The organism is Streptomyces sp. NPDC049837, assembly GCF_040674455.1.
Taxonomy (GTDB): Bacteria; Actinomycetota; Actinomycetes; order Streptomycetales; family Streptomycetaceae; genus Streptomyces.
Window position 1 is genome coordinate 34,428 of record NZ_JBFAMP010000011.1, and the last position, 26,928, is coordinate 61,355.

At 71.5% G+C, this 26,928-nt stretch carries 26 protein-coding genes; 14 read left to right on the forward strand and 12 right to left on the reverse strand.

What is annotated here, in order from left to right:
- Positions 1 to 19: 19 nt before the first annotated feature.
- The 6 genes from AB0J57_RS26910 to AB0J57_RS26935 are packed head-to-tail and all read right to left on the reverse strand — an operon-like array spanning position 20 to position 5,818.
- Entirely contained in the window at positions 20 to 1,000 is a 981-nt protein-coding gene (locus AB0J57_RS26910) for an MCE family protein (RefSeq protein ID WP_366131077.1), read from the reverse strand.
- Between the two features lie 41 nt (positions 1,001 to 1,041).
- On the reverse strand, positions 1,042 to 2,079 hold the full coding sequence (locus AB0J57_RS26915; protein WP_366130867.1) for an MlaD family protein: 1,038 nt from the start codon (positions 2,077 to 2,079) through the stop codon (positions 1,042 to 1,044).
- A complete protein-coding gene (locus AB0J57_RS26920; protein ID WP_366130868.1) occupies positions 2,076 to 3,323 on the reverse strand; it encodes an MCE family protein in 1,248 nt (415 codons plus the stop codon). Before AB0J57_RS26920 ends, AB0J57_RS26915 begins: the two co-directional genes overlap by 4 nt.
- A gap of 6 nt (positions 3,324 to 3,329) precedes the next feature.
- Positions 3,330 to 4,133: an ABC transporter permease gene (locus tag AB0J57_RS26925; RefSeq protein ID WP_019890370.1), complete on the reverse strand. Its 804-nt coding sequence runs from the start codon at positions 4,131 to 4,133 to the stop codon at positions 3,330 to 3,332.
- A 3-nt stretch (positions 4,134 to 4,136) separates the two neighbouring features.
- Positions 4,137 to 4,907 carry an ABC transporter permease gene (locus AB0J57_RS26930; RefSeq protein WP_366130869.1) on the reverse strand — a complete coding sequence of 257 codons (771 nt, stop codon included), beginning with the start codon at positions 4,905 to 4,907 and terminating at the stop codon, positions 4,137 to 4,139.
- Entirely contained in the window at positions 4,904 to 5,818 is a 915-nt protein-coding gene (locus AB0J57_RS26935; protein ID WP_366130870.1) for an ABC transporter ATP-binding protein, read from the reverse strand. Before AB0J57_RS26935 ends, AB0J57_RS26930 begins: the two co-directional genes overlap by 4 nt.
- Before the next feature lie 368 nt (positions 5,819 to 6,186).
- Between AB0J57_RS26935 and AB0J57_RS26940 the strand changes: the two genes are divergently transcribed.
- Positions 6,187 to 6,555: a hypothetical protein gene (locus AB0J57_RS26940; protein ID WP_366130871.1), complete on the forward strand. Its 369-nt coding sequence runs from the start codon at positions 6,187 to 6,189 to the stop codon at positions 6,553 to 6,555.
- Here AB0J57_RS26940 and AB0J57_RS26945 read toward each other — a convergent pair.
- A complete protein-coding gene (locus AB0J57_RS26945; protein WP_366130872.1) occupies positions 6,549 to 7,652 on the reverse strand; it encodes a sigma-70 family RNA polymerase sigma factor in 1,104 nt (367 codons plus the stop codon). The two genes, AB0J57_RS26940 and AB0J57_RS26945, sit on opposite strands and share 7 nt — an antisense overlap.
- A 52-nt stretch (positions 7,653 to 7,704) precedes the next feature.
- Positions 7,705 to 8,508: a lytic transglycosylase domain-containing protein gene (locus AB0J57_RS26950; RefSeq protein ID WP_366130873.1), complete on the reverse strand. Its 804-nt coding sequence runs from the start codon at positions 8,506 to 8,508 to the stop codon at positions 7,705 to 7,707.
- Between AB0J57_RS26950 and AB0J57_RS26955 the strand changes: the two genes are divergently transcribed.
- The 10 genes from AB0J57_RS26955 (at position 8,495) to AB0J57_RS27000 (ending at position 17,209) form a co-directional block, all read left to right on the forward strand.
- The gene (locus AB0J57_RS26955) at positions 8,495 to 8,935 is read left to right on the forward strand and encodes a hypothetical protein (protein ID WP_366130874.1); all 441 of its coding nucleotides are present in this window, start codon (positions 8,495 to 8,497) and stop codon (positions 8,933 to 8,935) included. The genes AB0J57_RS26950 and AB0J57_RS26955 overlap by 14 nt on opposite strands.
- Before the next feature lie 46 nt (positions 8,936 to 8,981).
- The gene (locus AB0J57_RS26960; protein WP_366130875.1) at positions 8,982 to 9,236 is read left to right on the forward strand and encodes a hypothetical protein; all 255 of its coding nucleotides are present in this window, start codon (positions 8,982 to 8,984) and stop codon (positions 9,234 to 9,236) included.
- On the forward strand, positions 9,233 to 9,610 hold the full coding sequence (locus tag AB0J57_RS26965) for a helix-turn-helix domain-containing protein (protein WP_366130876.1): 378 nt from the start codon (positions 9,233 to 9,235) through the stop codon (positions 9,608 to 9,610). The genes AB0J57_RS26960 and AB0J57_RS26965 overlap by 4 nt, the downstream gene beginning before the upstream one ends.
- A 152-nt stretch (positions 9,611 to 9,762) precedes the next feature.
- On the forward strand, positions 9,763 to 10,278 hold the full coding sequence (gene uraD, locus AB0J57_RS26970) for a 2-oxo-4-hydroxy-4-carboxy-5-ureidoimidazoline decarboxylase (protein ID WP_366130877.1): 516 nt from the start codon (positions 9,763 to 9,765) through the stop codon (positions 10,276 to 10,278).
- On the forward strand, positions 10,275 to 10,664 hold the full coding sequence (uraH, locus tag AB0J57_RS26975) for a hydroxyisourate hydrolase (RefSeq protein WP_366130878.1): 390 nt from the start codon (positions 10,275 to 10,277) through the stop codon (positions 10,662 to 10,664). The genes uraD and uraH overlap by 4 nt, the downstream gene beginning before the upstream one ends.
- A gap of 7 nt (positions 10,665 to 10,671) precedes the next feature.
- Positions 10,672 to 11,595 carry a factor-independent urate hydroxylase gene (pucL, locus tag AB0J57_RS26980; RefSeq protein ID WP_366130879.1) on the forward strand — a complete coding sequence of 308 codons (924 nt, stop codon included), beginning with the start codon at positions 10,672 to 10,674 and terminating at the stop codon, positions 11,593 to 11,595.
- Positions 11,596 to 11,664: 69 nt separating this feature from the next.
- Entirely contained in the window at positions 11,665 to 13,095 is a 1,431-nt protein-coding gene (locus tag AB0J57_RS26985) for a nucleobase:cation symporter-2 family protein (protein ID WP_366130880.1), read from the forward strand.
- A gap of 51 nt (positions 13,096 to 13,146) precedes the next feature.
- Positions 13,147 to 14,547, forward strand: coding sequence for an 8-oxoguanine deaminase (locus tag AB0J57_RS26990; RefSeq protein WP_366130881.1), 1,401 nt, complete (start codon positions 13,147 to 13,149; stop codon positions 14,545 to 14,547).
- A gap of 385 nt (positions 14,548 to 14,932) precedes the next feature.
- Positions 14,933 to 16,285: a nucleobase:cation symporter-2 family protein gene (locus AB0J57_RS26995; protein ID WP_366131078.1), complete on the forward strand. Its 1,353-nt coding sequence runs from the start codon at positions 14,933 to 14,935 to the stop codon at positions 16,283 to 16,285.
- Positions 16,286 to 16,417: 132 nt separating this feature from the next.
- Positions 16,418 to 17,209 (forward strand): phytanoyl-CoA dioxygenase family protein, encoded by a 792-nt coding sequence (locus AB0J57_RS27000; protein ID WP_366130882.1) that lies wholly within the window; start codon positions 16,418 to 16,420, stop codon positions 17,207 to 17,209.
- 77 nt (positions 17,210 to 17,286) lie between these two features.
- Here the strand turns inward: AB0J57_RS27000 and AB0J57_RS27005 are convergent, their stop codons facing one another.
- Both AB0J57_RS27005 and AB0J57_RS27010 read right to left on the reverse strand, forming a co-directional pair.
- Positions 17,287 to 17,868, reverse strand: coding sequence for a TIGR03086 family metal-binding protein (locus AB0J57_RS27005; RefSeq protein WP_366130883.1), 582 nt, complete (start codon positions 17,866 to 17,868; stop codon positions 17,287 to 17,289).
- Between the two features lie 79 nt (positions 17,869 to 17,947).
- Positions 17,948 to 18,586 (reverse strand): hypothetical protein, encoded by a 639-nt coding sequence (locus AB0J57_RS27010; RefSeq protein ID WP_366130884.1) that lies wholly within the window; start codon positions 18,584 to 18,586, stop codon positions 17,948 to 17,950.
- A gap of 134 nt (positions 18,587 to 18,720) precedes the next feature.
- Between AB0J57_RS27010 and AB0J57_RS27015 the strand changes: the two genes are divergently transcribed.
- Together AB0J57_RS27015 and AB0J57_RS27020 are read left to right on the forward strand one after the other, a co-directional pair.
- Positions 18,721 to 20,886 carry a hypothetical protein gene (locus AB0J57_RS27015; protein ID WP_366130885.1) on the forward strand — a complete coding sequence of 722 codons (2,166 nt, stop codon included), beginning with the start codon at positions 18,721 to 18,723 and terminating at the stop codon, positions 20,884 to 20,886.
- Positions 20,887 to 20,985: 99 nt separating this feature from the next.
- A complete protein-coding gene (locus tag AB0J57_RS27020; protein ID WP_366130886.1) occupies positions 20,986 to 22,545 on the forward strand; it encodes an NnrS multi-domain protein in 1,560 nt (519 codons plus the stop codon).
- Between the two features lie 35 nt (positions 22,546 to 22,580).
- Here AB0J57_RS27020 and AB0J57_RS27025 read toward each other — a convergent pair whose 3' ends face one another.
- Positions 22,581 to 23,954, reverse strand: a complete 1,374-nt coding sequence (locus AB0J57_RS27025) for a Fic family protein (protein ID WP_366130887.1) — start codon at positions 23,952 to 23,954, stop codon at positions 22,581 to 22,583.
- A 181-nt stretch (positions 23,955 to 24,135) separates the two neighbouring features.
- On the opposite strand from AB0J57_RS27025, the gene AB0J57_RS27030 reads away from it, so the two are divergent.
- Positions 24,136 to 25,068: a fibronectin type III domain-containing protein gene (locus AB0J57_RS27030; protein ID WP_366130888.1), complete on the forward strand. Its 933-nt coding sequence runs from the start codon at positions 24,136 to 24,138 to the stop codon at positions 25,066 to 25,068.
- A 61-nt stretch (positions 25,069 to 25,129) separates the two neighbouring features.
- Here the strand turns inward: AB0J57_RS27030 and aceB are convergent, their stop codons facing one another.
- On the reverse strand, positions 25,130 to 26,752 hold the full coding sequence (aceB, locus tag AB0J57_RS27035; protein ID WP_366130889.1) for a malate synthase A: 1,623 nt from the start codon (positions 26,750 to 26,752) through the stop codon (positions 25,130 to 25,132).
- Between the last annotated feature and the right edge of the window lie 176 nt (positions 26,753 to 26,928).

A 26,928-nucleotide genomic window follows, 5' to 3' on the forward strand; every position in this document is an offset into this window, starting at 1 on the left:
GCCTTCACGCGTGGCACTTTCACGACGAACCTCCCGTGCGCGGGACCACCGGAGCGGCGACCATGTTCTGGATGTAGCTGTCGAACCAGCGGCCGTTGCCGAGGGTGTTGGTGAAGACCCGGACGTAGGGGGCCATCAGCTTGATGGAGCGGTCCAGGCTCGCCTGGTTGCGTTCGAGCATCGCCACCACCTGGTTCAGGCCCTTCAGCGCGGGCCCGATCTCCTTGTTGTTGTCCTTGACGAGCCCGGACAACTGGATACCCAGGGCGGCGGAGCTCTTGAGCAGCGCGTGGATCGCCGCCCGCCGGCTCGCGATCTCCGTGAAGAGCTTGTCGCCGTCCTTGACGAGCTTGGAGAACTCGCCCGACCGCTCGGCGAGCACTCCGCTCACCCCGTTGGCGTGGGCGAGGAGCTCGCGCAGCGCCTGGTCGCGGGAGGCGACCGTACGGGAGATGCGCGACAGGCCCTGAATGGACGCCCGCACCTCGGCGGGGGAGTCCTCGAAGGTGGTGGAAATGGTGTCCAGGGCCGTCGCCAGCCGCTCGGTGTCGACCTGCTCGGTCGTGGTGGTCAGGTCGCTGAAGGCCGCCACGACGTCGTACGCCGGTGTCGTCCGGTTCAGCGGGATCTCGCTGCCCGGCCGGAGCTGCCCCGGCCCCTTCGGCTCCAGCGCCAGGTACTTGGCGCCGAGGATCGTCTTGATGCGGATCGCCGCGCCCGTCCTCGTACCGAACGCGGGATCGCCCTTGACCCGGAACACCACCTTGACGTGGTCGCCGTCCAGGTCCACCTCGTCGACCTTGCCGACCTTCACCCCGGCGATGCGCACCTCGTCGCCGGGCTTCAGGCCGCCCGCCTCCGAGAAGGCCGCGCTGTACGTCTCGCCGTCGCCGATCAGCGGCAGGCTGTCGGCGTTGAACGCGGCGACGGTCAGCAGCGCGAGCGCGGTCAGGCCGGCCGCCCCTATGGTCACCGGGTTCCGGTCGCGGAACGGAATCATGCGGGGCCGTTTCATGCCGGACCCTTTCATGCCGGGCCGCTTCATGCGCACCTCGCCCGGGCGACGTGGAGCTCGGGGGTGATGACCTCCTTGGTCTTCGGCAGCACGATCCGGCCGTCGAAGTCACAGAGGTAGAAGTTGAACCACGAGCCGTACGAGGCGGTCCTCGTCAGCTTGTTGAGCTTGTTCGGCAGCCGCTTCAGCACACCCTCCACGGTCTTCTCGTTCTCGTTCAGCGTTCCGGTCAGCTCGGTCAGCTCGGCGATGTCGGCCTTCAGCGGCGGCCGGGCGTCCTCCAGCAGGCCGGACGTGGCCTCCGTCAGGTTGTTGATGTTCACCAGCGACTCCCCGATGGGCTTGCGGTCCGCCGACAGCCCGGAGATCACCCGCTGGAGCTGCTGGATCAGCCCCGAGAAACGGGCGCCGCGCTGGTCGAGCGTCGCCAGCACCGTGTTGAGGTTGTCGATCACGGAGCCGATCAGTTGGTCCCGGTCGGCGAGCGTGGTGGTCAGTGAGGCGGTGTGCGCGAGGAGGCTGTTGACCGTGCCGCCCTCGCCCTGGAGCGTCTTGATGATCTCGGTGGCGAGCTGGTTGACGTCCTTCGGGCTGAGCGCCGCGAACAGCGGCTTGAAGCCGTTCAGCAGCGCGTTCAGGTCCAGCGCCGGCTGGGTGCGCGCCAGCGGGATCGTCCCGCCGGGCGGCAGTTCGGTGTCGTCGCCCGCGCCCTCCGTCAGCGCGATGTACCGCTGCCCGACGAGACTCCGGTAGCGGATGACGGCGCCGGTGCTGGCCAGCAGCGGACGGTCCTCGGTGACCGTGAACGTGACCTCCGCCAGCGTCCGGTCCTTGATGGCGATCTCCTCCACCTCGCCGACCCGCACGCCCGCCACCCGGATGTCGTCGCCCTCCTCCAGGCTCGTCACATCGCTGAACACGGCCTTGTAGGTGTGCTCGGGCGTGAAGGAGATGCTGACGATGGTGCCCGCGAGCAGCGTGGTCGCGAGGACCGTCACCACCGCGAACAGGCCGAACTTGACCAGCGGCGCCGCCGTGCTCCGTGCGCTCTTCGTACCGCTCATGCGACGCTCACCGCCGTCCCCCGGGCCATCGGGCCGAACAGCAGGGTGGCCACCGCCGGCACCTCGTCGGCCGGTACGCCCATGACGGGCGCGACGAGCGAGCTCACGGCCCGCTGCTCGGCCGCCGTGGCGGACGACTGGTGCGCGCCGGGGCCGCCGCCGGCATGCACGTCACGCGTACCGTCGTCGAGCTTGGTGTGCCCGGCCGGGACGCCGGGGCCGGGAAGCCCCCGGCAGTCGGGGCCCGACCGCTCGCGGTAGCGCGGCTCCTCGCCGGGCTCGTACCCCGGGCGGGGGCGGACGATTTCCAGGGTGATGCGCATTTCTCCGCCTCTGAAGGTCTCTTCCGCCGCCTCCTCCTGCCTCACCAGGCCCTTGAGCAGGCACGGGTACTCCGGTGCGTACCGGGCGAACAGCGCCAGCGTGGGGCGGGAGACGCGGCCCAGGGTGATCAGCCGTTCGCCGTTCTCGTCCAGGTACGCGTCGGCGGTGCCCGACATGGTGGCCGTGGAGGTGAACAGGGCGGCGAGCTGGTCCTGCTTCTCGACGAGGGTGCGGCTGGTGGTGATGGTGTTGCGCAGGATGTTCATCAGGTCGGGCGCGGCGTCCCCGTACACCTCGGCCACATCGGCGAACCGCGAGATGTTCTCCTTGATGGACGGCATGTGCGGGTTCAGCTTGCTCAGGTAGTCCTCGACGCGTACGAGGTTGTCGCCGATCCGGTCGCCCCGGCCCTCCAGCGCGGTGGCGAACGCGGAGAGCGTGGCGTTCAGTTCGGCGGGCTTGACCGTCCTCAGCAGCGGCAGCAGGTCGTTCATCAGTTGCTGCACCTCCATGCCGACCTTGGTGCGGTCCTGGCTGATGACGTCCCCGGCGCGGATGGGGCGCGCCTGCGAGCCCGGAGGGGCGACGAGGTCGACGTACTTCTCGCCGAACAGCGTCTTGGGCAGCAGCCGCGCCCGGACATCGGCCGGGATGCGCGACACGTGCTCCGGCTTGAGGGCGAGGTCCAGGGTGGCCTTCTCGCCGTCGGCCCGCACCTCGCGGACCTCGCCGACCAGCAGCCCGCGCAGCTTGACGTCGGCGCGCGGCTCCAACTGGTTGCCGAGCGTGCCGGCCTCCAGCGTGATCCGCACGACGGAGGTGAACACCTGCTGGTAGACGGCGACGGACAGCGACAGCAGCAGGGCGAGGACGGCGATGAAGACGACCCCGTACAGGCGCAGTTTCACAGGCGTACGCATCGGCACCTACCCCGCAATCCGTACCGTCGTGCTGGCGCCCCAGATCGCCAGGCTGAGGAAGAAGTCCAGGACGTTGATGGCGACGATGGAGGTGCGCACGCCCCGGCCCACCGCGACACCGACGCCGGCCGGGCCGCCGCTCGCGTAGTAGCCGTAGTAGCAGTGCACCAGGATGATCACGACGGCGAAGACGATCACCTTGCCGAAGGACCACAGGACGTCGACCGGTGGCAGGTACTGCTGGAAATAGTGGTCGTACGTGCCCGCCGACTGGCCGTAGTAGCCGGTCGTGATGGTCCGGGCGGCGAAGTACGAGGACAGCAGCCCCACCACGTACAGCGGGATCACCGCCACGAAACCGGCGATCATCCGGGTGGTGACCAGGAACGGCAGCGAGGGGACACCCATCACCTCCAGAGCGTCCGTCTCCTCGCTGATCCGCATCGCACCCAACTGGGCCGTGAACCCGGCCCCGACGGTCGCCGACAGCGCGAGCCCGGCCACCAGCGGGGCGATCTCGCGGGTGTTGAAGTACGCGGACAGGAACGCCACGAAGTTCGACGTGCCGAGCTGGTTGAGGGCCGCGTACCCCTGGAGTCCCACCTCCGTGCCGGTGAAGAACGACAGGAACGCGATGACGCCGACCGTGCCGCCGACCACCGCGAGCGCGCCGCGCCCGAAGCTCACCTCGGCCAGCAGCCGCAGCACCTCCTTCTTGTAACGGCGCAGCGTGCGGCCGGTCCAGGCCAGCGAGCGGCCGTAGAAGACGAGTTGGGCGCCCAGCTCCTCCAGGCGGTGCAACAGAGCCATGCGTCAACCCCTCTGCGGAACGACTTGGAAGTACACGGCGGTCAGCACGAAGTTCGTCACGAACAGCAACATGAAGGTGATCACCACGGACTGGTTCACGGCGTCGCCGACGCCCTTCGGCCCGCCCTTCGCCGTCAGCCCCTTGTACGAGGCGACGATCGCCGAGATCGCACCGAAGACCAGGGCCTTGAACTCGGCCGCCCACAGGTCGGAGATCTGCGCGAGCGAGGTGAAGGAGGCGAGATACGCGCCGGGCGTGCCGTTCTGGAGGACGACGTTGAAGAAGTAGCCACCCGCGACGCCGACGACGGAGACCAGGCCGTTGAGGAGGACCGCCACCACCATCGACGCCAGGACGCGGGGGACGACGAGCCGGTGGATCGGGTCGATGCCCAGCACCTGCATCGCGTCGATCTCCTCGCGGATCTTGCGCGCCCCGAGGTCCGCGCAGATCGCCGTGCCGCCCGCGCCCGCGATCAGCAGCGCCGTCACGATCGGCGACGCCTCGCGCAGCACGGCGAGCACGGAGGCCGCGCCCGAGAACGACTGGGCGCCGAGCTGGCGCGTCAGGCTGCCGATCTGGAGGGCGATGACCGCGCCGAAGGGGATCGAGACCAGGGCGGTGGGGAGGATCGTGACGCTCGCGATGAACCAGGCCTGCTGGATGAACTCCCGCACCTGGAACGGCCGCCGGGGAAGCGTGCGCAGCACGTCCAGGGCCATCGCGAAGAGGCTGCCCGACTGGCGCAGGGCGCCGATGGGGGAGAGGCTCATCCGGCCATCGCCTCCTGCTCGCGCCGGGCGATGTCCTTCCAGCGGTCGGGCCGGTCGATCCCGGCGCTCGGCAGCAGCCGGGGCGTCATGACGGCCGGTGCGGCCACCTCGTCGATCTGGGCCAGCTCCTGCTCGACCTGGGCGGCGTCCTTCTCCTCCGCCATGCCGATCGGCCCCTGCATGCGCCCGTTCAGGAACTGCCGCACGACCGGCTCCTCGCTGGTCAGCAGCTCCTCCCGGGGCCCGAACATCACCAGCTCGCGCCGGAACAGCAGCCCGATGTTGTCCGGCACCTGGCGGGCGGAGGCGATGTCGTGCGTGACGATCAGGAAGGTGGCGTCGATCTGGGCGTTGAGGTCGACGATCAGTTGGTTCAGGTAGGCCACCCGCACCGGGTCGAGGCCCGAGTCCGGCTCGTCGAAGAGGATGATCTCCGGATCGAGGACCAGCGCCCGTGCCAGCCCGGCCCGCTTGCGCATACCGCCGGATATCTCGCCGGGCAGTTTCTCCTCGGCGCCGATCAGCCCGACCATGTCCATCTTCTCCAGGACGATCCGGCGGACCTCGCTCTCCGGCTTGCGGGTGTGTTCGCGCAGCGGGAAGGCGATGTTGTCGTACAGGTTCATCGACCCGAACAGCGCGCCGTCCTGGAACAGCACGCCGAAGAGCTTGCGCACCTCGTACAGGTCGTGCTCGCGCAGCTCGGTGATGTCCTGGCCCGCGATCACGATCGACCCCCGCTCGGGCTTCAGCAGCCCCACGAGCGTCTTGAGGAACACCGACTTGCCCGTGCCCGAGGGCCCGAGCATGACCGAGATCTGCCCGGCGGGCAGCGTCAGCGAGACGTCCTGCCAGATGACCTGGTGGCCGAAGGACTTGGTCAGCCCTTCCACACAGATCTCGACACCCATCCGGTTCACCCTTCAGCCGTGGAGCAGCTCCGACATCTGCTCTACGGGGAGGGGCGGCCCGTCCGTCGCGACGAGTCGCAAGTTTTTTACCGGGCGGAAACCAGGGCGGAAACCCTGGCGGAAACCAGGGCCGGCCACGGCCTCGGTGGGTGACCGGGCGGCGACCGCGCGTCTCTGGGGCGGCGCGCCGCGGAAACCGGGGTTCCGCCGGCGAAAGGTGGGGTGGGCTCCTGCTCTGCGGTGTCGGGTGTCGGGACCTCACGCCGGGAGTGGCTGGAGCGCGCCCGCACCGTCTCGCGCCTGACGCGGGAGCGGCCCCGGTCGTTCGCCCGGGGCCTGCGAGCGATCACTCGCGGCCTTCCTGACCGGTGCTCATCGAGCACTACGAATCGATCGGCCTGACCTCCCTGGTGGATGACCCCGGCGTCATGAGCCATGCGGTGGGCTGGTTCGAGATCGGGCTCGGCGCGCTCGTCCTGGCGCCCGTGCCGCTGACCGGACTGCTCCTCGCCGTGTGCGGCTGGAAGATCGCGACGGAGATGCTGTACGTGACGAGCGGAGCGCGCGGGGCGGTGTTCGAGGTCATCGAGCGGGCGAGTGCGTACGCCGCTCCGCTGGCGCTGATCTGCGTCATGGCGGCCGTCACCGGTGCGGCGCACGGGCGGCGGTCCGGTGACGGAGCGGCTGACGCGGCGACGCCTGCGCGGGTGCCGGTGGGAAGCGGGCCGGGTCAGTGACCGGCGGCGGGCAGGTCGGCGTCCCGGGGATCGGGTGCGCCGGCCGGGAGCGACGGTGAGGGAGACGGTGACCGAGGCACGGTCGGGGCGGGCGCGGGCGCCGGGGGTATGGAGGGCGCGGCCGGCGCCGATGGGGTGTCGAGCGTGGTGACGTTCCCCGACGGCAGGTCCGGTACGGACGGGATGGCCACGTCGGGCACCTTCGGGACCTCCGGCACCTCGGGGACCTTCGGGACCTCCGGTACCGGCGGGACGGCCGCGTCCGGGAGCGGCGGCAGTGGCGGGAGGGACGGGAGCGCGGGGTCCGGGAGCAGTGGGGACGAGGACGGGTCGCCGCTCCGGGTGCCCGGCGACGCGGGCCGCCGCTCCCAGGCCGCCGGGGTGCCCGGTGACGCCAGCGGCGGGCGGGCGCCGTCGGCGGTACGCACGTCGGCGGCCCCGGACGTGGCCGGGGCGGACGCGGGCGGGTCCCAGTCGTGGGCGTACGGCACCACGAACCCGGCCACGGCGAGGGTGGCCGCGGTCGAGGCGGCGGCCACCACCTGCGTGCCGCGCGGCCGGCCGCGCCCGCACAGCCACAGCGCCAGCGCCAGCGTGGCCGCCAGGGAGTTGCGCAGCGTGCGGCGCGCCCGGGCGAGCAGGGACTCGACCGTCCGGTAGCTCAGGCCCATCTTGCGGGCGACCTGGCCGACGTCGAGGTCCTCGGACTTGAGCCACAGCGCTTCCGCCTGCCGGGCGGGCAGCTCCCCGCTCCGTACGGCGAGCCACTTCGCCTCGGCCCGGTCGCAGACCAGCTCGTCCACCGGCGCGGGGCCGGGCGGCACCAGCGCGGCCGCCCGGCCGGGGTCGGCCTCGCGGTGGACCTGCCGGTGGCGGTCGACGCACAGCCGCATGGTCACCGTGGTCAGCCACGCGCCGAGCCGCTCGTCGTCGAGGTGCGGCTGCTCGGCGGCCCGCAGCATCGCCTCGTGTACGGCGTCCTCGGCGTCCTCCAGGCTCACGGACCTGCGGCGGGCCACCTTGAGCAACTGCTCGCGGTGGCTCCACGCCCGCTGCCAGCGGTCACCGTCGGACGGTGCGTGCCTGTCCGTAGCCATGAGGGCCCCTTCGCGCTCACCCGCCGGTCCCTGCCGCCGGCGGAACGCGACATTACCGCCCGGTATCCGGAGTTGTGGAGGGGGCGGCGGCCATCGAGTCCTTACCGTTGCCCACGGGCCCACCAGGCAGGACGTCCTCGACATCCGGAACCGGAAGCACAGGTTCCGAAGGGGTGGCAGGCCGCGTCGGCGACGACGACGGCGAGGGCTTCGGCGACGACGAGGGCGACGGCGACGCGGAAGGGGCGGCCGTGGGCGCGGGCTTGCGCGACGGCTCGGCCGAGGGCCGGGCACCGCCCCCGTCACCACCGGAACCGGCACCCGGGCCGGCCGGCCGGGCGGGCGCCTTCGACGGCGACGCCCCGGGGCGCGCCGCCACCGACGAGTCGGGGACGACCCGGTGGCCTTCCAGGAAGTACGCGAACCAGGCCCTCACCGTCCGCAGGTAGGCGGACGAGTGGTTGTAGCCGAGGATCGCCCGGTCCAGGTCGTACGGGTCGGACAGGTCCCGCCCGCCCGCGCACAGGTAACGCCCCGCCGCGAGCGCCGCGTCGTGGATGTTGCCGGGGTCGGCCACCCCGTCCCCGTTGGCGTCGGCGCCCCAGACCGCCCACGTCGACGGGATGAACTGCATGGGGCCGACGGCCCGGTCGTACACCGTGTCCCCGTCGTACGCGCCGCCGTCCGTGTCCCGGATCAGCGCGAACCCGTTGCCGTCCAGGCGCGGCCCCAGGATCGGCGTCAGCGTCGTACCGTCCGCGCCGACCCGGCCGCCCCGGGCCTGCCCCGACTCCACCTGGCCGATCGCCGCCAGCAGTTGCCACCGCAGGCCGCAGCCGGGCGTGCTGTCCGCCAACCGCTCCTCCGCCCCCCGGTACGCGGCGAACACCGTGGCCGGCAGCGTGCCGCCGCCCGTCGCCGCCGCGCCCGCCTCCGACGCCCGGCCCGCCGCCGCGCGCCGCCCCTTCTCCGCCGCGCCCGCGACCGGCGTCCGCAGCGGCGGCAGCTCCGTGCGGTACGGCGAGTCGCCGGAGACGCTCGACCCCGGCACGGCCGGCGCCGCCTCCCGGGCCGCCGAGGCCGACGCCCCCGGTGCCTGCGACGCGCTCAGCGCCGCCATCGCCGTCACCGCCGCCGCCGCGACCACCGTTCCCCGGACCGCCCTGCTCCTGTCCGCCCCGGTCCTGTCCGCCCTGCCGCCGTCCGCCTTGCCGCTGTCCGCTGCACGCATGACGTACTCGCCCTCCCTGTCGGCCTGTGTCACCTCCTCTACGCGCCAGTAGCCCCCGTCCGTCGCACGCGGTCTCCGCGATTGCTTAACGTGGGGGCATGCAGCGACTGAGAGTGGAGTTCACGACAGAGCCCTTCGACCTGGACGAGGCACCGGCCCACGCGGTCGTGGCCCGCGAGGTCATCCAGGCGGCCGACCTGGACGCCGTGGACGTGGGCCCGTTCGGCAACACGGCCGAAGGCGGCGCGGACGCGGTGCTCAGCGCGGTCGACGCCCTCCTCCGCCAGGCCCTGGGCGCGGGCGCCACCCGGGTGTCGTTGCAGGTCAACGTGATCGGGGAGGACGAGAAGTGACCGAGCCGGGAGATCACCCCCTGGTCGCCGCGGTGAAGCCGCTGGTGGACGCGATGGGCGCCCAGATGCTGGTGCCGGAGCAGGCCACGGCGGACGACGTCGTCCTCGCCTGGGAGGGCGAGGACGTCCTCGCCGTACGGCTGCCGCAGCTCGCCGACTCGCTGGACCACATCCTCGCGGCGATGGAGCGACGGCACGGGAAGCCGCTGTCGGAGCTGGACCGCAAGACCAAGCAGGCCGTCGTACGTACGCTGGAGGCACGCGGTGCCTTCTCCGTCCGTCATGGCGTCGAGACGGTGGCGGGCGCCCTCGGGGTCAGCCGCTTCACCGTGTACAACTACCTGAACAGGGAGAATGCGGCGAAGAGTGAGTAGCTGAGCACGCTCCGCGGTCGGCCGCCGTCCAGATGTCGGGACGGCGGCTTTTGTGTCACCGAAGTTTCAACAAAGTGTTGACGGAGCGTTGGGCAAGGGCGTTAGCTATCCGCAGCCCGTCCAAGCACAGGAATACAGCCACGGAGGCTCCCGTGACTTCGAGTACGACACCGGGCCTCGCCCGGTTCAACACCTCCGCGGACAGCGACGCGCTCGCCGCCCTGCACGAGGTGTGTGCCAGCTCGGCGTGGGGGAGCAAACTGCTCGCCCAGCGCCCGTACGCCACCACCGAGGCCCTCCTTCTCGCCAGCGACGCCGCCATGGCCGAGCTGACGGCGGAAGACCTGGCCGAGGCGATGGCGGGGCACCCGCCGATCGGCCGCCCGAAGCCCGGCGACCCGACCTCCTCCCGCGAACAGAGCGGGATGGCCGGGGCCTCCGAGGAACTCAAGGCCGAAATGCTCGAACTGAACCTGGCCTACCAGGAGAAGTTCGGACACGTCTTTCTCATCTGCGCCACCGGCAGGACCGGCGAGCAGATGCGCGACGCGGTCCGCGAGCGGATCGGGAACTCGCCCGAGCAGGAGCGGGAAATCGTCCGCACCGAACTGGGCAAGATCAACCGTATCCGGCTGACCCGTCTCGTAGAGGAAGAGAGCGCCGCATGAGCACCGAAACCACCGCATCGGTGTCCACGCACATCCTGGACACCAGCATCGGACGCCCCGCCGAGGGTGTCGCCATCTCCCTGTCGGCCCGTAGCGGCTCCGGCGCGGAGTGGGTGGCGCTCGGCGGCTCCAAGACCGATGCGGACGGGCGTTGCAAGGACCTGCCGGCCCTGCCGGAAGGCACCACCCACGTACGTCTCGACTTCGAGACCGAGGCGTACTTCGACCAGAAGCAAGCCGAGGCGCAGCAGGACGCCCCCCGCGTAAGGGACAGCGGCGCGTTCTTCCCGGAGGTGGCGATCACGTTCGCCGTCGTTCCGGGCGAGCACTACCACGTACCGCTGCTGCTCAACCCGTTCGGCTACTCCGTTTACCGAGGGAGCTAGCAGACACATGCCCACGATTCTCGGCCAGAACCAGTACGGCAAAGCAGAGAACCGCGTCGTCAAGATCACGCGGGACGGCGACACCCACCACATCAAGGACCTGAACGTCTCGGTCGCCCTCTCCGGCGACATGGACGAGGTGCACTACTCCGGCTCGAACGCCAACGTCCTGCCGACCGACACCACCAAGAACACGGTGTACGCGTTCGCCAAGGAGTACGGCATCGAGTCCGCCGAGCAGTTCGGCATCCACCTGGCCCGTCACTTCGTGACGTCGCAGGAGCCGATCCACCGGGCGCGCATCCGCATCGAGGAGTACGCCTGGGAGCGCATCGAGACCTCCGACGCCAACTCCAAGTTCATCGGCGCCGACGAGGTCAAGCACTCCTTCGTCCGCAAGGGCCAGGAGACCCGCGTCTCGGAGATCACCTACGACGGTGAGAAGTGGCAGGTCATCTCCGGCCTGAAGGACCTGATCGTCATGAACTCCACCAACTCGGAGTTCTGGGGGTACGTGAAGGACAAGTACACGACCCTCCAGGAGGCGTACGACCGCATCCTGGCCACCCAGGTCTCCGGCCGCTGGCGGTTCAACTGGACCGACGACGAGCAGCGGATGCCCAACTGGGAGAAGTCCTACGAGCAGGTCAAGAAGCACATGCTCCAGGCCTTCGCCGAGACGTACTCGCTCTCGCTCCAGCAGACGCTGTACCAGATGGGCTCGCGCATCATCAACAACCGGTCCGAGATCGACGAGGTGCGCTTCTCCCTGCCGAACAAGCACCACTTCCTGGTCGACCTCGAGCCGTTCGGGCTCAAGAACGACAACGAGGTCTACTTCGCGGCCGACCGCCCGTACGGCCTCATCGAGGCCACCATCCTCCGGGACGGTGTGGAGCCGAAGATCCCGGTCGACATGACCAACCTCTGATTGCCAGACCGATGACCGCCCCGCCCGCCCGCAGTAGGGCGGGGCGGCACCGGACCGGAGGGAACAGCAATGGCACAGCCCGCAACGGGGCCGGCACCAGAAGGCCCGTGTTCCACCCCACCGGAGTCCACCCGGCCGGAGTCCACTCCACTGGAGAAGGTCTCCTGCCACCCGGTGGATGAAAAGCTCCCCTTCTCGCGGCTCGTCCCCGCCGCGCTCCAGCACATCGCCGCCATGTACGCGGGCGTCGTCACCCCTCCGCTCATCATCGGCCAGGCCGTCGGCCTGGACGCCGCCGGGATGACCCGGCTGATCGCGGCGAGCCTGCTCATCGCCGGCCTCGCCACCATCCTCCAGACCATCGGTGTCACGAACGTCGCCGGGAACCGGCTGCCGTTCGTCAACGCCGCCTCCTCCGCCGGTATCGCGCCGATGCTCGCCATCGCCGAGACCAGCGCCCCCGGCCACCAACTGCCCGCCATCTACGGTGCGGTCATGGTCGCCGGAGTGTTCTGCCTCGCCGTCGGCCCCTTCTTCGGCCGGCTGCTCCGCTTCTTCCCGCCGCTCGTCACCGGCGTCGTCATCACCCTCATCGGGGTGACCCTGATGCCCGTACCGGTGAGCTGGGCGCAGGGCGGGGACAAGCACGCCGCCGACTTCGGTGCCATGAAGTACCTGGCGCTCGCCGCCTTCACGCTCGTCGTGATCCTGCTCTTCCAGCGCTTCGGCAAGGGCTTTGTCAAGCAGATCGCCCTGCTGCTGGGCCTTTTCATCGGCACGCTCGCCGCGATCCCCTTCGGGATGGCCGACTTCGCCGCGCTCGAGGAGGCGCCGGTCGCCGCGCTGCCCTCGCCGTTCGCCTTCGGCGCCCCCGAGTTCCAGCCCGCCGCGATCCTCTCCCTGTGCATCGTGATGCTGGTCCTGATGACCGAGTCCAGCGCCGGAATGCTCGCCCTCGGCGAGATCTGCGAACGCCGCACCGACGGCAGGACCATCACCCGGGGCCTGCGCACGGACGGCATCGCCACCCTGATCGGCCCCGTCTTCGGCGGGTTCCCCACCTCGGCCTTCGCACAGAACGTCGGCGTCGTCTCCCTCACCCGGGTACGCAGCCGCTACGTCGTCGCGGTCGCCGGCGGTGCGCTCCTCGTCCTCGGGATCTTCCCGGTGCTCGGCGCGGTCGTCTCGCTCGTCCCGATGCCCGTCCTCGGCGGCGCCGGTATCGTCCTGTTCGGCTCGATCGCGGTCAGCGGCATCCGTACGCTCTCCGAGGCCGGGCTCGACGACAGCTCCAACATCATCCTGGTGGCCGTCGCGCTCGGAGCGGGCATCATCCCGCTCGCCGCGCCCACCTTCTACGCGCAGTTCCCGGCCTGGGCACAGACCGTCCTCGGCTCCGGGATCAGCGCCGGAGCGCTCGTCGCGGTCCTGCTCAACCTGTTCTTCCATCACCTCGGCACCCGGAGCCGTCACGCGGTCCCGGCACTCAAATCCTCCTAGGGTCCTGCCGTGCCCTCATCGCCACCGCCACTGAAAGAAAAGGGAAGCACCATGGCACCTTCGGCAGCCCAGAGCGCTACCCAGCGCATTGTGATCGAGAACTGCGCGATCGCGACCGTCGACGCCAACGACACCGAGTACGCCTCGGGTCACCTCGTCATCGCGGACAACAGGATCGAGTCGATCGGAGCAGGCAAGGCCCCCGAGGGCCTGGAGAACGTCGTACGGCGCATCGACGCCACCGGCCACCTCGTCACCCCCGGCCTGATCAACACGCACCACCACTTCTACCAGTGGATCACCCGTGGCCTGGCCACCGACCACAACCTCTTCAACTGGCTCGTCGCCCTCTACCCGACGTGGGCCCGCATCGACGATCAGATGGGCTACTCGGCGGCCCAGGGCTCGCTGGCCATGATGGCCCGCGGCGGCGTCACCACCGCCATGGACCACCACTACGTGTACCCGAAGGGCTCCGGCGACCTGTCCGGCGCCATCATCAAGGCCGCCTCCGAGATGGGCGTCCGCTTCACCCTGGCCCGTGGCTCCATGGACCGCAGCGAGAAGGACGGCGGCCTGCCGCCGGACTTCGCCGTCGAGACCCTCGAAGGCGCCCTCGCCGCCACCGAGGAGACCGTCAAGAAGCACCACGACGCCTCCTTCGACGCCATGACCCAGGTCGCCGTCGCGCCCTGCTCGCCGTTCTCCGTCTCCACCGAGCTGCTCAAGCAGGGTGCCGAGCTGGCCCGCCGCCTCGGTGTGCGCCTGCACACCCACGGCTCGGAGACCGTGGAGGAGGAGCAGTTCTGCAAGGAACTGTTCGGCATGGGCCCGACCGACTACTTCGAGTCCACCGGCTGGCTCGGCGAGGACGTGTGGATGGCGCACTGCGTCCACATGAACGACTCCGACATCGCCGCCTTCGCCCGGACGAAGACCGGTGTCGCGCACTGCCCGTCGTCCAACGCCCGCCTCGCCGCCGGCATCGCCCGCGTACCGGACATGCTCAAGGCCGGCGTCCCGGTCGGCCTCGGCGTCGACGGCACCGCCTCCAACGAGTCCGGCGAGCTCCACACCGAGCTGCGCAACGCGCTGCTGATCAACCGCCTCAACCCGGTGCACCGCGAGGCCGCCCTGAACGCCCGCCAGGCCCTGCGCCTGGGGACGTACGGTGGCGCCCAGGTCCTCGGCCGCGCCTCGCAGATCGGCTCCCTGGAGGAGGGCAAGCTCGCCGACCTGGTGCTGTGGAAGCTGGACACCCTCGCGCACGCCTCCATCGCCGACCCGGTGACCGCCCTCGTCTTCGGCGCGGCGGCCCCGGTCACCGCGTCGTTCGTCAACGGCAAGCAGATCGTCGAGAACAACCGTCTGCTGACCGTCGACGAGGACGCCATCGCACGCTCCACCCGGGACGAGGCCCAGCGCCTCGCCCGCATCGCCGCCCAGGGCTGACCCCCTAGGGCACACATCGCCGCCCGCGCGTGCGTGGGTGGGCGATCCACGAAGTCCGGTCGAGGGGGACGGCCCTTGACCGGTCGCCGTGGACCCGAGCGGGGTCCACGGCAGCCGGACCGGGGGGTGCCGTACCGCAATGAGGTACAGCACTCCCCGGAACGGTGAAGGGTGTCGGCATTCCTGACGACACACCCCCCGGGCGCAACACCTGCAGCACCTCCCTGAAACCCACGTCCCCGAGCACGTGTAACCGACCGGAGGAACCCACGTGGCCGCCAAGCCCAGGTTTCGCAACGACGAAGACGCCACCGACGCCACCGACGCAGGAGCCGCGCCCGACGACCGAAAGCATCCGGTCGACGAGACGCTCCCACCCCTGAAGATGTTCACCAGCGGCCTCCAGCACGTGGCCGCCATGTACGCGGGCGTGGTGGCCCCGCCGCTGATCGTGGGAGCCGCCGTAGGGCTGTCCGGTACCGAACTCACCTTCCTCACCGGGGCCAGCCTGTTCACCGCGGGCCTCGCCACCTTCCTCCAGACCCTCGGCATCTGGAAGATCGGCGCCAGGCTGCCGTTCGTCAACGGCGTGACCTTCGCCGGTGTCGCCCCGATGCTCGCCATCATCGACACCACCGACGACAAGTCCGACGCCCTGCCGGTCATCTTCGGCGCGATCATCGTCGCCGGTCTGCTGGGCTTCATCGCCGCCCCGTACTTCAGCAAGCTGGTCCGGTTCTTCCCGCCGGTCGTCACCGGCACCGTCATCACTCTGATCGGTGTCTCCCTGCTGCCGGTCGCCTTCGGCTGGGCCCAGGGTCCCAATCCGGCGGCCAAGGACTACGGATCGACCACCTATCTGACCCTGGCGGCGATCACGCTCGTCCTGGTCCTGGTGCTGCGGCGGTTCACCCGAGGCTTCGTCAAGCAGATCGCCGTACTGATCGGCCTGGTACTGGGCACGCTGATCGCCATACCCTTCGGCGTCACCGACTTCAGCCCGGTCACCGAGGCGGACATCGTCGGCTTCCCGACACCGTTCCACTTCGGCGCCCCGCAGTTCGCCCTCGCCGCCATCATCTCCATGTGCGTGGTGATGCTCGTGTCGATGACCGAGTCGACCGCCGACATGCTGGCGCTCGGTGAGATCGTCGAGCGGCCGGCCGATGAGAAGACCATCGCGGCGGGCCTCCGCGCCGACACCCTCGGCTCGGCGATCAGCCCCCTCTTCAACGGCTTCATGTGCAGCGCCTTCGCCCAGAACATCGGGCTCGTCGCCATGACCAAGATCCGCAGCCGGTTCGTGGTCGCGGCGGGCGGCGGCTTCCTGGTCCTGATGGGCCTGTCCCCGGTCGCCGCCTCCCTGATCTCGGTGGTACCCCGCCCGGTGCTGGGCGGCGCGGGCGTCGTCCTCTTCGGCTCGGTCGCCGCCAGCGGCATCCAGACCCTGGTCAAGGCCGGCCTGGAGAAGGACAACAACGTCCTGATCGTGGCCGTCTCGCTGGCCGTGGGCATCATCCCGATCACGGCGCCGGAGTTCTACCACGCCTTCCCGGAGACGGCGAAGATCATCCTGGACTCCGGCATCTCCACCGGCTGTGTCGCCGCCGTCCTGCTCAACCTGGTCTTCAACCACCTGGGCAACGGCGGCCGCGACGCCGACGAGGTCACCGCCCCCATGGAACCGGGCGAGGAGATCTCCGAAACCCGCGCCACGAAGACGGCCCCGGTGCACTGACGAACCGGGTCCGGCGGGGCGTGTACGGCACCGGCGGGTGCCGTACACGCCCCGCGCTCACCCCCCTGACCCGACAAAAGCGGTGCGGAGAAAGTCGGGTGACCGGGACCGGTGCCGCCGCACGATGGGGGCATGGATGACACGACCTTGGTATCCCGCTTCCTCCGCGACGGCTTCGTGAAGTTGGAGGGCGCCGTCGCGCCGCGCGTGGCCGCGGACTGCGCGCGGCTGCTGTGGCGGGAGACGGGCTGCGACCCGGACGAACCGGCGACGTGGACGCAGCCCGTGCACTGGGTGGCCGGCATGGCGCAGGGCCCATTCGCCGCCGCACCCAACTCGCCGTCCCTGCACCGCGCGTACGACCTGCTCGTCGGCGCGGGACGCTGGGAGCCGCGCTACTCGCTGGGCACGTTCCCGCTGCGCTTCCCGCACGAAGAGGAGCCACAGGACGCGGGCTGGCACATCGAGGGGAGCTATCTGCCGGAGGGCGAGAGCTGGTACTTCACAAATCTGCGCTCCCGGGGCCGGGCGTTGCTGATGCTCTTCCTGTTCAGCGAGGTCGGTGAGGAGGACGCCCCGACCCGGATCCGGGTCGGCTCACACCTCGATGTGCCGAAGGTGCTGGAGAAGTACGGAGAGGACGGGGCGAGCGGGCTGGCACTTGCGCCCGATCTGGTCGCGGCGTCGGACCACCGGCCACTCGCCCTCGCCACCGGGTCCCCGGGCGACGTCTTCCTGTGCCATCCGTTCCTGGTGCACGCGGCGCAACCGCACCATGGGGTGCGACCGCGCTTCATGGCCCAGCCGCCGCTCATGCCGGCCGCGCCGTACGAACTGGAGCGGGCCGACGGCGCGTACTCACCCGTGGAGATCGCGATCCGTCAGGGCCTGGGACAGGACACACCGGTCACCAGCCTTCACTGACGGGGCCACCGGCCTCGGTCGCCGGAGCCATGGCCCCCCGAGCACGGCACACCCCCGGGGCGCCGGTCACCCGGACATCACCGGGGCCCCGGCCGCCAGTCGGGGCGCCGGCCGCTGAGGCCGATCACGCGGTCGAGCAGGGGCGCGTCGGCCGGCACCGGCACGGGCGGGCCGAACGGGCCCCGCTGGTCCGGGTCGTCGGCGGTGGGGGCCAGCAGGGCGTACGAGGCCTCCAGGGACGCCTCGTCCGGTGCGTACTCCTGGCCGGTCGCCCGCGCCAGGTCCCACCCGTGGATCAGCACCTCGTTCAGCGCGACCAGCCCCGCCACCTCGCCCGGCAGGGTGACACCGCCCGCCCGGGTGGTGCCCTCCCACGCCTCCGGGGCCCGCCACGCGGCGGCGAGCTCGTCGAGCCGGCGGGGGAGCGCGGTGCGCCAGTCGTCGTCCAGCACCGGGAGGCCGGACTGCGGGTCGGTGTCCGTGGTGGGCCCGAACGCCTTCCTCCCGGCGTCCCGGAAGGCGACCGCGAGCCCCGCCAGATGGGCGAGCAGCTCCCGTACGGCGTAGTCGGGGCACGGCGTCGGGCCGTCGAGCCGGTCGTCGGTGACGCCGTCCACCAGTTGCGCCACGCGGCGGGTCGCGGGTCCGAGATCGAGCATGACTGTCTCCGTGGGTACGTCCGTGTGTGCGTCCATGCGATGGCAGACCGCCACCGGCCCGGAAACTCATCGTCCGCCCTCACCGCGTCCGCCGCGCGCACTCGGCCGCCAGCCGCGGGTACGCCCGCGCGATCGCCCCGTACACCCGCTCCCGCAGCAGCCGCTCGGCCTCCGCCCGCCCGGTCGCCCCGTACAGCCCGTCCAGCAGCGCGTCGTACCGGCGCAGCACATGGCGCAGATAGTCGACCTGCCACCGCACCAGCGCCCCCGCGGTCCCCGGCCCCGGTGCCGGCCCTGCCCCCGGTTCCGGCTCTGGCCCGTACCCGGCCGACCCCGCTCCCGCCCCTGGCGCGTTCGGCCCGCCGCCCAGGAGCCGCCGGTGCCGCACCGCCCGTCGCTCCAGCTCCGGCTCCGGCAGCAACGGCACCCGGATCGGCTCCGCCCGGATGGCCGCGAGCACCGCCTGCCGACGACGCTCCGCCGCCGCCCGCGCCGCCGCCGCGCTCCGCCCCGCCGCGGCCGAGCACGCCGCGAACTCCGGCGTCCGCTCCACCGCCTCCACCCGCGCCAGCAGATACAGCCGCACCGGCGCGACCGACCACCGCCTCGGGTCCCGCCCCTGCACGTCCGGCTCACCGAGCAGGTCCCGCACCATCGCGTCCGTCCACCCGCGCCGCCGCAGCCCGCCCAGCGTCAGAAACGTCAAACGCTCCGTCATGAATCCCCCCAGCCCCCGTCACGGAGAGTGATGAATCCAGTGAAGCGCACGCCACTGACAACGGCGTCCCCTGATTGGGCTACCCACCCGTGCGCGAGCGGCGCCGAGCCGGGCGCGGCCCATACGCTCCCCGAGTGACCGTGATCCGTACACCCGCTCTGAACACCGGACTCGACGACTTCCTCGCCCGGGCGGACAAGGAACGCGAGGCCCGCGGGGAAGCCCCCCTCCCCGTGCGTACCGCGGACGCCGTCCTGACCATGCTCGCCGTGCGCGGGGCCGACCGCAGGGCCGGTGTCCCCGAGCCGGCCGCCCGGCTGCTGAGCCCCGTGCTCCACGAGGACCTGCCCGTCCTGCTGTGGGGCACCCCGCCGGAAATCGACGCCGTACCCGACGTCCTCACGGCGCTCGCCGACCACGTCCGGGCCTCCGGCCGCCTGAACGCCAAGCGCCACGCCCGGCTGCTCGCCGCGATCGACGAGGCACTGCCGGAGTTCCGCCGGGCCATGGCCGACCCGTGGAACCTGACCTGGCCGCGCTGGTACGCCTCCCTGCTGCGCGCCGACGGAGTCGACGCCGACGACCCCGATGCCGTACGGGCCTGGCTCACCGCCCACGAGAACACACCGCGCGCCGAGCGCCCCGCCCTTCCCGCGCCCCTGCACCGCTCCGACGTCGCCGCCCGCACCTTCGCCGTCCGCGTCCAGCTCGGCGAGATGCTGCTGGCCGCCTTCGCCCGCGATGTCGAGGAAGCCTCTCCGGCGGGCCCGCTGCTGCCCGGCCCGCTCCTGGACGCCGACCGCCCGGACGAGGCGCTCCCCGCCGAGCTGGAGCGCATCGCCGCCACGCTGAGCGACCGCTGGACGGCGGCGGGCCTCAGCGACGCGCTCGCCGAACCGGACGGCCCGCACGCCGCCCTCGCGCCCAGCCCCGAGGCCATCCCCCACTTCGCCCTCGCCGACCGGCTCCTTGGCGAACACCTCGACTACTACGGCGAACCCGCCCGCCCCGTCCCGCCGCCGCCCGCGCTGCCCGCCGCGGACGAGATCAAGGAGCTGCTGCACGCGGCCCCGCTTCCCGCCGCCCTCGCGGCGTGCTCCGACGACGTCCCGCCCGAACTCGCCGAACGCTGCTTCACCGGCTCCGCCGCCACCGTCTGGACCGGCGGCACCCCGGAGGAACTGACCGAGCTCGCCGCCGACATCCTGGCGGCCGTCGTCGACTCCATCGGCTCCACCTCCGACTCGGAGTACGCGCCCGACGCCGCCCACCTGCTGTACGCGCTGTACGAGCGGGGCGGCACCGCCGACTCCGTCGTACGGAAGGCGGCCGAGACGGGCGACCTGCCGGTCGACCCGGCACTGGAGGACGCCCCCGTACCGGTCCCCGAGCACGAGCCGGGCCGGCCCTACGCGATGCCGCCCGCGGACCGGCTCCCCGCCCTCCTGGGCATCCCGTCCCTGAGCGAGGAGGACCGGGCCGGTCTGGACGTCCACGCCCGTGCCCTGGCGGACGTCGTGGACCAGCTCGCCGAGACGGGCTGCGTCTTCCGCGCGGGCGACGCGTACGGGCTCACCCCGCTCGGCCGCGCCGTGCTGCGCCACCTCCTGACCGCCGGTCACGTGGCGGCACCCGACCACGAGGAGATCTCCGAGTGGGAGGCCGCCGAGGTCGTCACCGCCGTCCAGAACTGGCCCACGCAGACGGCCGTCGACACCCTGACGCGGTGGACGGCGGGCCGGGGCGTCACCGCCTGGAGCGAGTTGCTCGACGCGGTGGAGGCGGCCAAGAGCGCCGACTTCCACGGCGTCGACACGGCCACCCTCTTCGCCCGCTTCGACCTCGCCGCCGCCCCCGCCGAGGCCCTGCGCGCCGCGCTCACCCACCCGGCCACCGGCGCCCACGCCCACCGTCTCCTGACCGGCCGGGGCGAGGCCACCCCCGACGACGCCGACCGCGTACCGCCCGGCGCCCGGGCGGTACTGACCCTCGAAACGCTCAACGACCAGTGCGCACAGGACCTGCGCACCTACGTGGAGGCGACGTCCGAACCCGCCCCCGAGGAGCCGGCCCCCACGACCCTCTCCTGGGCGCTGCCCGACGCCTTCGACACCGCCGCGTCCCAGTGGCCCGGCGGCGCCCCCGCCCTCGTACAGGCCCTCATCGAGGCCGACCACGACACCGCCCGCAAGGTCCTGGAGTCACTCGCCGCCCACCACCCGGACCCCAAGGTGGCGGCCCTGGCCTCCCGCGCCGCGAAGGCGACCGCGCGGCCGACCGGGACGAAGCCCCGCCGCTGACGCTGCCTCGGCCTGACGCGCACGTCAGGCCGACCGGTGCCAGTAATCTCGTCGCGGCGTACGTGATCACTGCGCAGCGGCGGGGGAGAAGTGCAGCGTGTGAGATACGACCAGCGGGTGCTGGCTCTGGTGGAAGTGCGCGGCCCGTCAAGGGACCAGGACGAAGCCGCGGAGTGCTTCGGGCAACGGGGATGGCCGGTACTGGGGCGGTGGCCCTGCGGTGAGGGCCCAACCGCCGGTGTGCTGCGGGCCAGGGCCGACAGCAGTGTGTTCCTCGTGGAGGTGCGGTTCTTCGGAGCGAGGAACGCGCGTACAGGACAGGCGGCCGCCTGGCGCGTCGAAGCGTTGGCCAGGGCGGTCAAACTGGAAATGTACGTGCGGCGGACCGAGTTGGTGAACCGTGATCGTGAGCACCTTCCGCACTGGCGGGTGCTCACGACTGGCCACCGGCCCGTTCTGCCTGCCGCCCCTCGGCCACGCGAAGAGGTCGCCGCTTTCCGCAAGCGGCGCAATCGCGTGCGCGTGCGGGAGAGCGGTGGTCGGTATGACACCGGCGAGTTCGCGTCGGGAACGCCGTCCGAGGCCCGTCGGCTCGCCAGGGTGGGGCTGGAACCGGGCTCGCCGGACCGACGCCACGTCGATGCCCGGGCGAAGGACGGTCGTTGGCGCGCGGACGGAGCCCTCGATCGCGAGGAACAGGTCGAACGGAGTCTGTTCCGCATGTTCTCCTGGCTCGGCCTGATGACGTTCGCCGTGGTCGTGGCACGTGCCGCACAGGGCGTTGCCACCGTCCTCTGGTCGGTTCTGGCCCTTGTCTTCCTGACCGCCGCCCTGCGTGTGTCCGGCCGGATCTCCACGCACCACCGGCGACAGACACGCATCGCCTGTCTGGTGGCCGCCGGGTTCTTCGTCGCGATCGGAACAGGCCCCCTCTCCGGTGCCTCGGTCACCTCCACCCAGGCCTTGGTCATGCTGGCGACCGTATTCACCGTGAGCGGCTGCTATCTCCTCGTCCGGCAGTGGACGTGGGGCGAATGGCTCACCTGGGGCGTTCCGCTGGTCGCTTCGCTGGTCATCTCCGGAGTGGTGGCATCGGGTTCGGTGCTCCACGCCCTCTACGCCGACGCGCTCTCCTTGACCCCCGACGACCTGGAGGTCTCCGGCATGTGGCAGGCGACGTCCGCGATCAAGCTGTTGAGCTTCCTGGCGCTCGTCCTGCTCGCCCCGGCCGCCTGGGGCATCCTCAAGCACTTCCACCGCATCCGTCCGAGGGACGGCAGTAACGTCATCGTCTACGTCCTCCTCCTGATCCTCGTCCTCACCGGAGTGGGGAGCCTGGCGGTCGATTCCGCCGAGCGGGCGGCCGATGCCACCATGGCCGCGGCGCGCGAACGTGGAACACCGCCCGGGTACTTCGGAGTGCGACCCGAGTGGACCTGTGTCGAACCCGCCGTTCCGGTGGCCGAACTGCCGAGCGAGGGCGGCAGCCTCGACCCGGCAGAACGGCATCCGTACTTGCTCATTTCCGTTGCCGGAGGGAGCGCGGTTCTGTGGAACGACTCCGGGACCGGCAAGGCGGGTCCGATGAAGATTCCGGCCGACAAGGTGCGGCTCATTCCCGCCGGGTCACCGGCCATGGACTGCCGGCGAGCCGCCTGAACCGACGACGACGCCGACCGCCCCTCCGCCACGGCCTAGGAGCCGGGCGAGGCGGCGGCTCTGCGCCGGGTTTCCTTGATGTGGCTGTCGATCCAGCGGGCGAGGATCAGCGCTTCCCGGGGGGCGTCGGCCTGGAAGGTGACGCGACGGAGCAGCCCGACCGCGTCGAGCGCGACGCCCTCGCGGGCGAGGACGAAGACGAGGGTGAGGAAGGCGGAGCGGCCGTTGCCGTCGTCGAAGGGGTGGAAGAAGCAGACGTCGAGACAGGCGCGTGCGGCGCGGGCGGCCAGGGGGAGGGGCGGCCCGCCGCCCTTCGCGCTCTCGGCCAGGCAGGCGTCGAGGCGGTCGCGGGTTTCCGGGCCGATGCCGTAGCGTTCCCGGCCGCCCTTGGCGAAGGCGGGCAGGCTGCGGAACGGCGGCGGCTGCGGGGTGTCCAGGACGTGCTGCTGCCAGCGGCGGAGCAGTTCGAAGCCGAGCGGGGCGCCGCGCGCCGCGTCGGCCCGTGCCAGTTCCAGGGCGGCGAGCAGGCCCTCCGCGCGGGCGGGGTCCAGGGCGCCGTCGAAGGCGCGTATGTCCTCCGCCGCGCCGTCGCGGGACGGGGTCACCGGTCCGTCCGCGTCACCGTCCGGCCCCTCCTGCCACGGCACGGCCCCCCGCACCGCGAGCCAACCGCGAAGGTGGTCCGGCACGGGGCCGGCGGGCCGTGCGGCGTCGTCCGGGCGCAGCGACCTCGCGAGTCGCTCCGACACGTCGTCCACGAGCACCGTGTCCGGGCCGGTCCAGCTCCGGAACCGCCCACCGATCGCCTCGTCGATCAGCTCCTGTGCCACATCGGGGTCGACTCCCCAGCGGCTGAGGAACCAGGTGAGGACCTGCCGGCAGTGCCCGTGCCAGCCGCTGCCGCAGCCGGTGCGGTCGGTCACGTGAAGGATCAGGTTCCGGGCGGCGCACTCCCACAGGATCCGCTGGTCCGCGACGTCGGCCAGGTCCAGCGGGTACGCCTCGAACCATCCGGCCAGGCTCTCCAGCCAACCGCGCCACTCGCACAGCGACGCGAGGACACGGTCGAGCGTCTCCTCCGGGGTGGTGATCGAGTCCCGCGAGCAACACCAGCTCCCGACCGGTCCGCCGTCGAAGTCCCCTTCGTCGTGCGCCCAGCGCCAGCCGACGGCCCAGCGGCCGTAGCGCTGGACGAGGGCGTGCGACATGGCGTCGGCCCAGAGCTGCCCCTCGCCCCAGCTCCAGGCGATCATCGCCGGGTCGGACTTGGGGAGGTCGGGGGGGTGGGGCACACACCGGGCCGGACCGAGCGAGCGTACGACCCGCGCTGCCGCCGTGCTGTCGAAGGGATGACGGGCGGGGTCCACCTCGGCCCAGGTCAGCAAGTGCGGGGACGGCTCGAAAATCACCGCGCAAGCCTGCCACGCGGGCCCGGTGTCCGTTCACGCCGATTACCGCGGGGTGTTGCCCCGGCGCACTGGCAACTCGTCGCCGCCACCGGCCTCTTGAAGCCGCCCCGCGAATGTGCGATACAGGTCTGGACCAATCCCCGTCAGGCGCGGAGGTCCGGGCGTGCGACGCTCCCCCACCATGTTCGTGTCCGCTCTCTCCTTCGTCCTCGTGCTCACCGGCTGCGCGGGCGGCGACGAGGACACCGAGCCGCCCTCCGCACCCACCGGGGTGACCGCGCAGGCGGGCAGTGCCACGTCCGTGCACGTCATGTGGGAGCGGGCCACCGACGACCGTTCGGTCGCCGGGTACGAGGTGTTCCAGAAGGGCCGGAAGGTCCGGACCGTGGAGGGCGGACGGACCATGGTCGACATCGAACCGCTCGCGCCCTCGACCGCCTACAGCTTCACCGTCCGCGCCCGCGACGCCGCCGGGAACCTGTCCGCCCCCAGCGCCGCCGTACCGGTCACCACGCCCCCGGCCACGCCGGACGACGACACGCCCCCCACCCGGCCGACGGCTCTGCGCGGCACCGTCGAGGGCGGCCGGGCGGTCACCCTCACCTGGCGGCGCGCCACCGACGCCGTCGGCGTCACCGCGTACGACATCTACCAGGCCGACTCGCGCGTCCACAGCGTCCCCGGTACGGCGACCGGCGCCCGCGTGACCAACCTGCGGCCGGGCACGGTCTACACGTTCACCGTCCGCGCCCGTGACGCCGCGGACAACTTGTCACCCGACAGCCCGCCGGTCGACCTCACGACCGCCTCCGACCCCGGCTCCGGCCCCAGCACGGCCCCCACCGGCCTCAAGGCGACGGCCCGCAAGGGCAGTGTCGTCCTCGCCTGGACCCCGCCCGACACCGGCGCCCCGGTCAGGGAACACCAGCTCTTCCTCAACGGCACCCTCGCCACCACCATCGTCTGGGGCGCCCAGCCGCCCCCGGGAGAGGTCGGCTACACCTTCACCGTCACCGACAAGCCGGGCACCCGCTACAGCGTCAAGCTCCGCGCCAGGCTCCCGGACGGAACCTGGGGGGACTTCTCCGCGCAGCGCACGGTCGTGGTCGTCTGAGAGACGGCTCCGCCCCCTGGCTCTGTGCGGCGCCAGGGGGCGGAGTGTCACGGGACAGGTGTCAGCCGACGAGCTGCTCGTACGCGGGGAGGGTGAGGAAGTCCGCGTAGTTCTCGTCGAGCGAGACCTTCAGGAGCAGGTCGTGGGCCTGCTGCCACTTGCCCGCCGCGAAGGCCTCGTCGCCGATCTCCGCGCGGATCGCGGCCAGTTCCTCGGCCGCGACCTCGCGGGCCAGCTCCGGGGTGGCCTGCTCGCCGTTCTCGAAGACGACGCCCGCGTTGATCCACTGCCAGATCTGGGAGCGCGAGATCTCGGCGGTGGCCGCGTCCTCCATCAGGTTGAAGATCGCCACGGCGCCCAGGCCGCGCAGCCAGGCCTCGATGTAGCGGATGCCGACCTGGACGGCGTTGCGGAGGCCCTCGTACGTCGGCCTCGCGTCGAGCGAGTCGATGGCGATCAGGTCGCCGGGGGCCACCGAGACGTCCTCGCGGAGGCGGTCCTTCTGGTTGGGCTTGTCGCCCAGCACGGCGTCGAAGGAGGCCATGGCGATCGGGACGAGGTCGGGGTGGGCGACCCAGGAGCCGTCGAAGCCGTCGTTCGCCTCGCGGTCCTTGTCGGCCTTGACCTTCTCGAAGGCGACCTTGTTGACCTCGGGGTCCTTGCGGGACGGGATGAACGCCGCCATGCCGCCGATCGCGTGCGCGCCCCGCTTGTGGCAGGTGCGGACGAGGAGTTCGGTGTAGGCCCGCATGAAGGGAGCGGTCATGGTCACCGCGTTGCGGTCGGGCAGGACGAACTTCTGGCCGCCGTCACGGAAGTTCTTGACGATCGAGAACAGGTAGTCCCAGCGGCCGGCGTTCAGGCCGGAGGCGTGGTCGCGCAGCTCGTAGAGGATCTCCTCCATCTCGTACGCCGCCGTGATCGTCTCGATCAGGACGGTCGCGCGGACGGTGCCCTGCGGGATGCCGACGTAGTCCTGGGCGAAGACGAAGATGTCGTTCCAGAGGCGGGCCTCCAGGTGCGACTCCGTCTTCGGGAGGTAGAAGTACGGGCCCTTGCCGAGGTCGATGAGGCGCTGCGCGTTGTGGAAGAAGTACAGGCCGAAGTCGACCAGGGCGCCGGGGACCGGGCGGCCGTCGAAGCGCAGGTGCCGCTCCTCCAGGTGCCAGCCGCGCGGGCGCATGACGACCGTCGCCAGCTCGGAGGCGGGCTTGAGGGCGTACGACTTGCCCGTGCGCGGGTCGGTGAAGTCGATCTTCCGCTCGTAGGCGTCGATCAGGTTGAGCTGGCCGAGGACGACGTTCTCCCAGGTGGGGGCGGACGCGTCTTCGAAGTCTGCGAGCCAGACCTTGGCGCCCGAGTTCAGGGCGTTGATGGTCATCTTGCGGTCGGTCGGGCCGGTGATCTCGACGCGGCGGTCGTTCAGCGCGGCCGGGGCCGGCGCGACCTTCCAGCTCTCGTCCTCCCGGAGCTGTGCGGTCTCCGGGAGGAAGTCGAGGGTGCTGGTGCGGGCGATCTCGGCGCGGCGCTCGGCGCGGCGGGCGAGGAGCTCGTCACGCCGCGGCGTGAAGCGCCGGTGCAGCTCGGCCACGAAGGCCAGGGCCGCATCGGTGAGGACCTCGTCCTGCCGGGGCAGGGGCTCGGCTTCGACGATGGCCAGCGGGGACGGCGCTGGTGCGGACATGAGCTGTCACTTCCTTCAGCGGGGACTGTGGCACGGCGCCGTGCAGCAGCGGCCGCCGGGCATACGCGCGCGGCACTGAGTGCCGTCGGAGCCGAGATACGGTCACGGGCGCCTTCTTACGAACGGGTGCTTCTGAACAGTGGATACTAGTTTCCTCATAGTGGAAGTTCAATGGT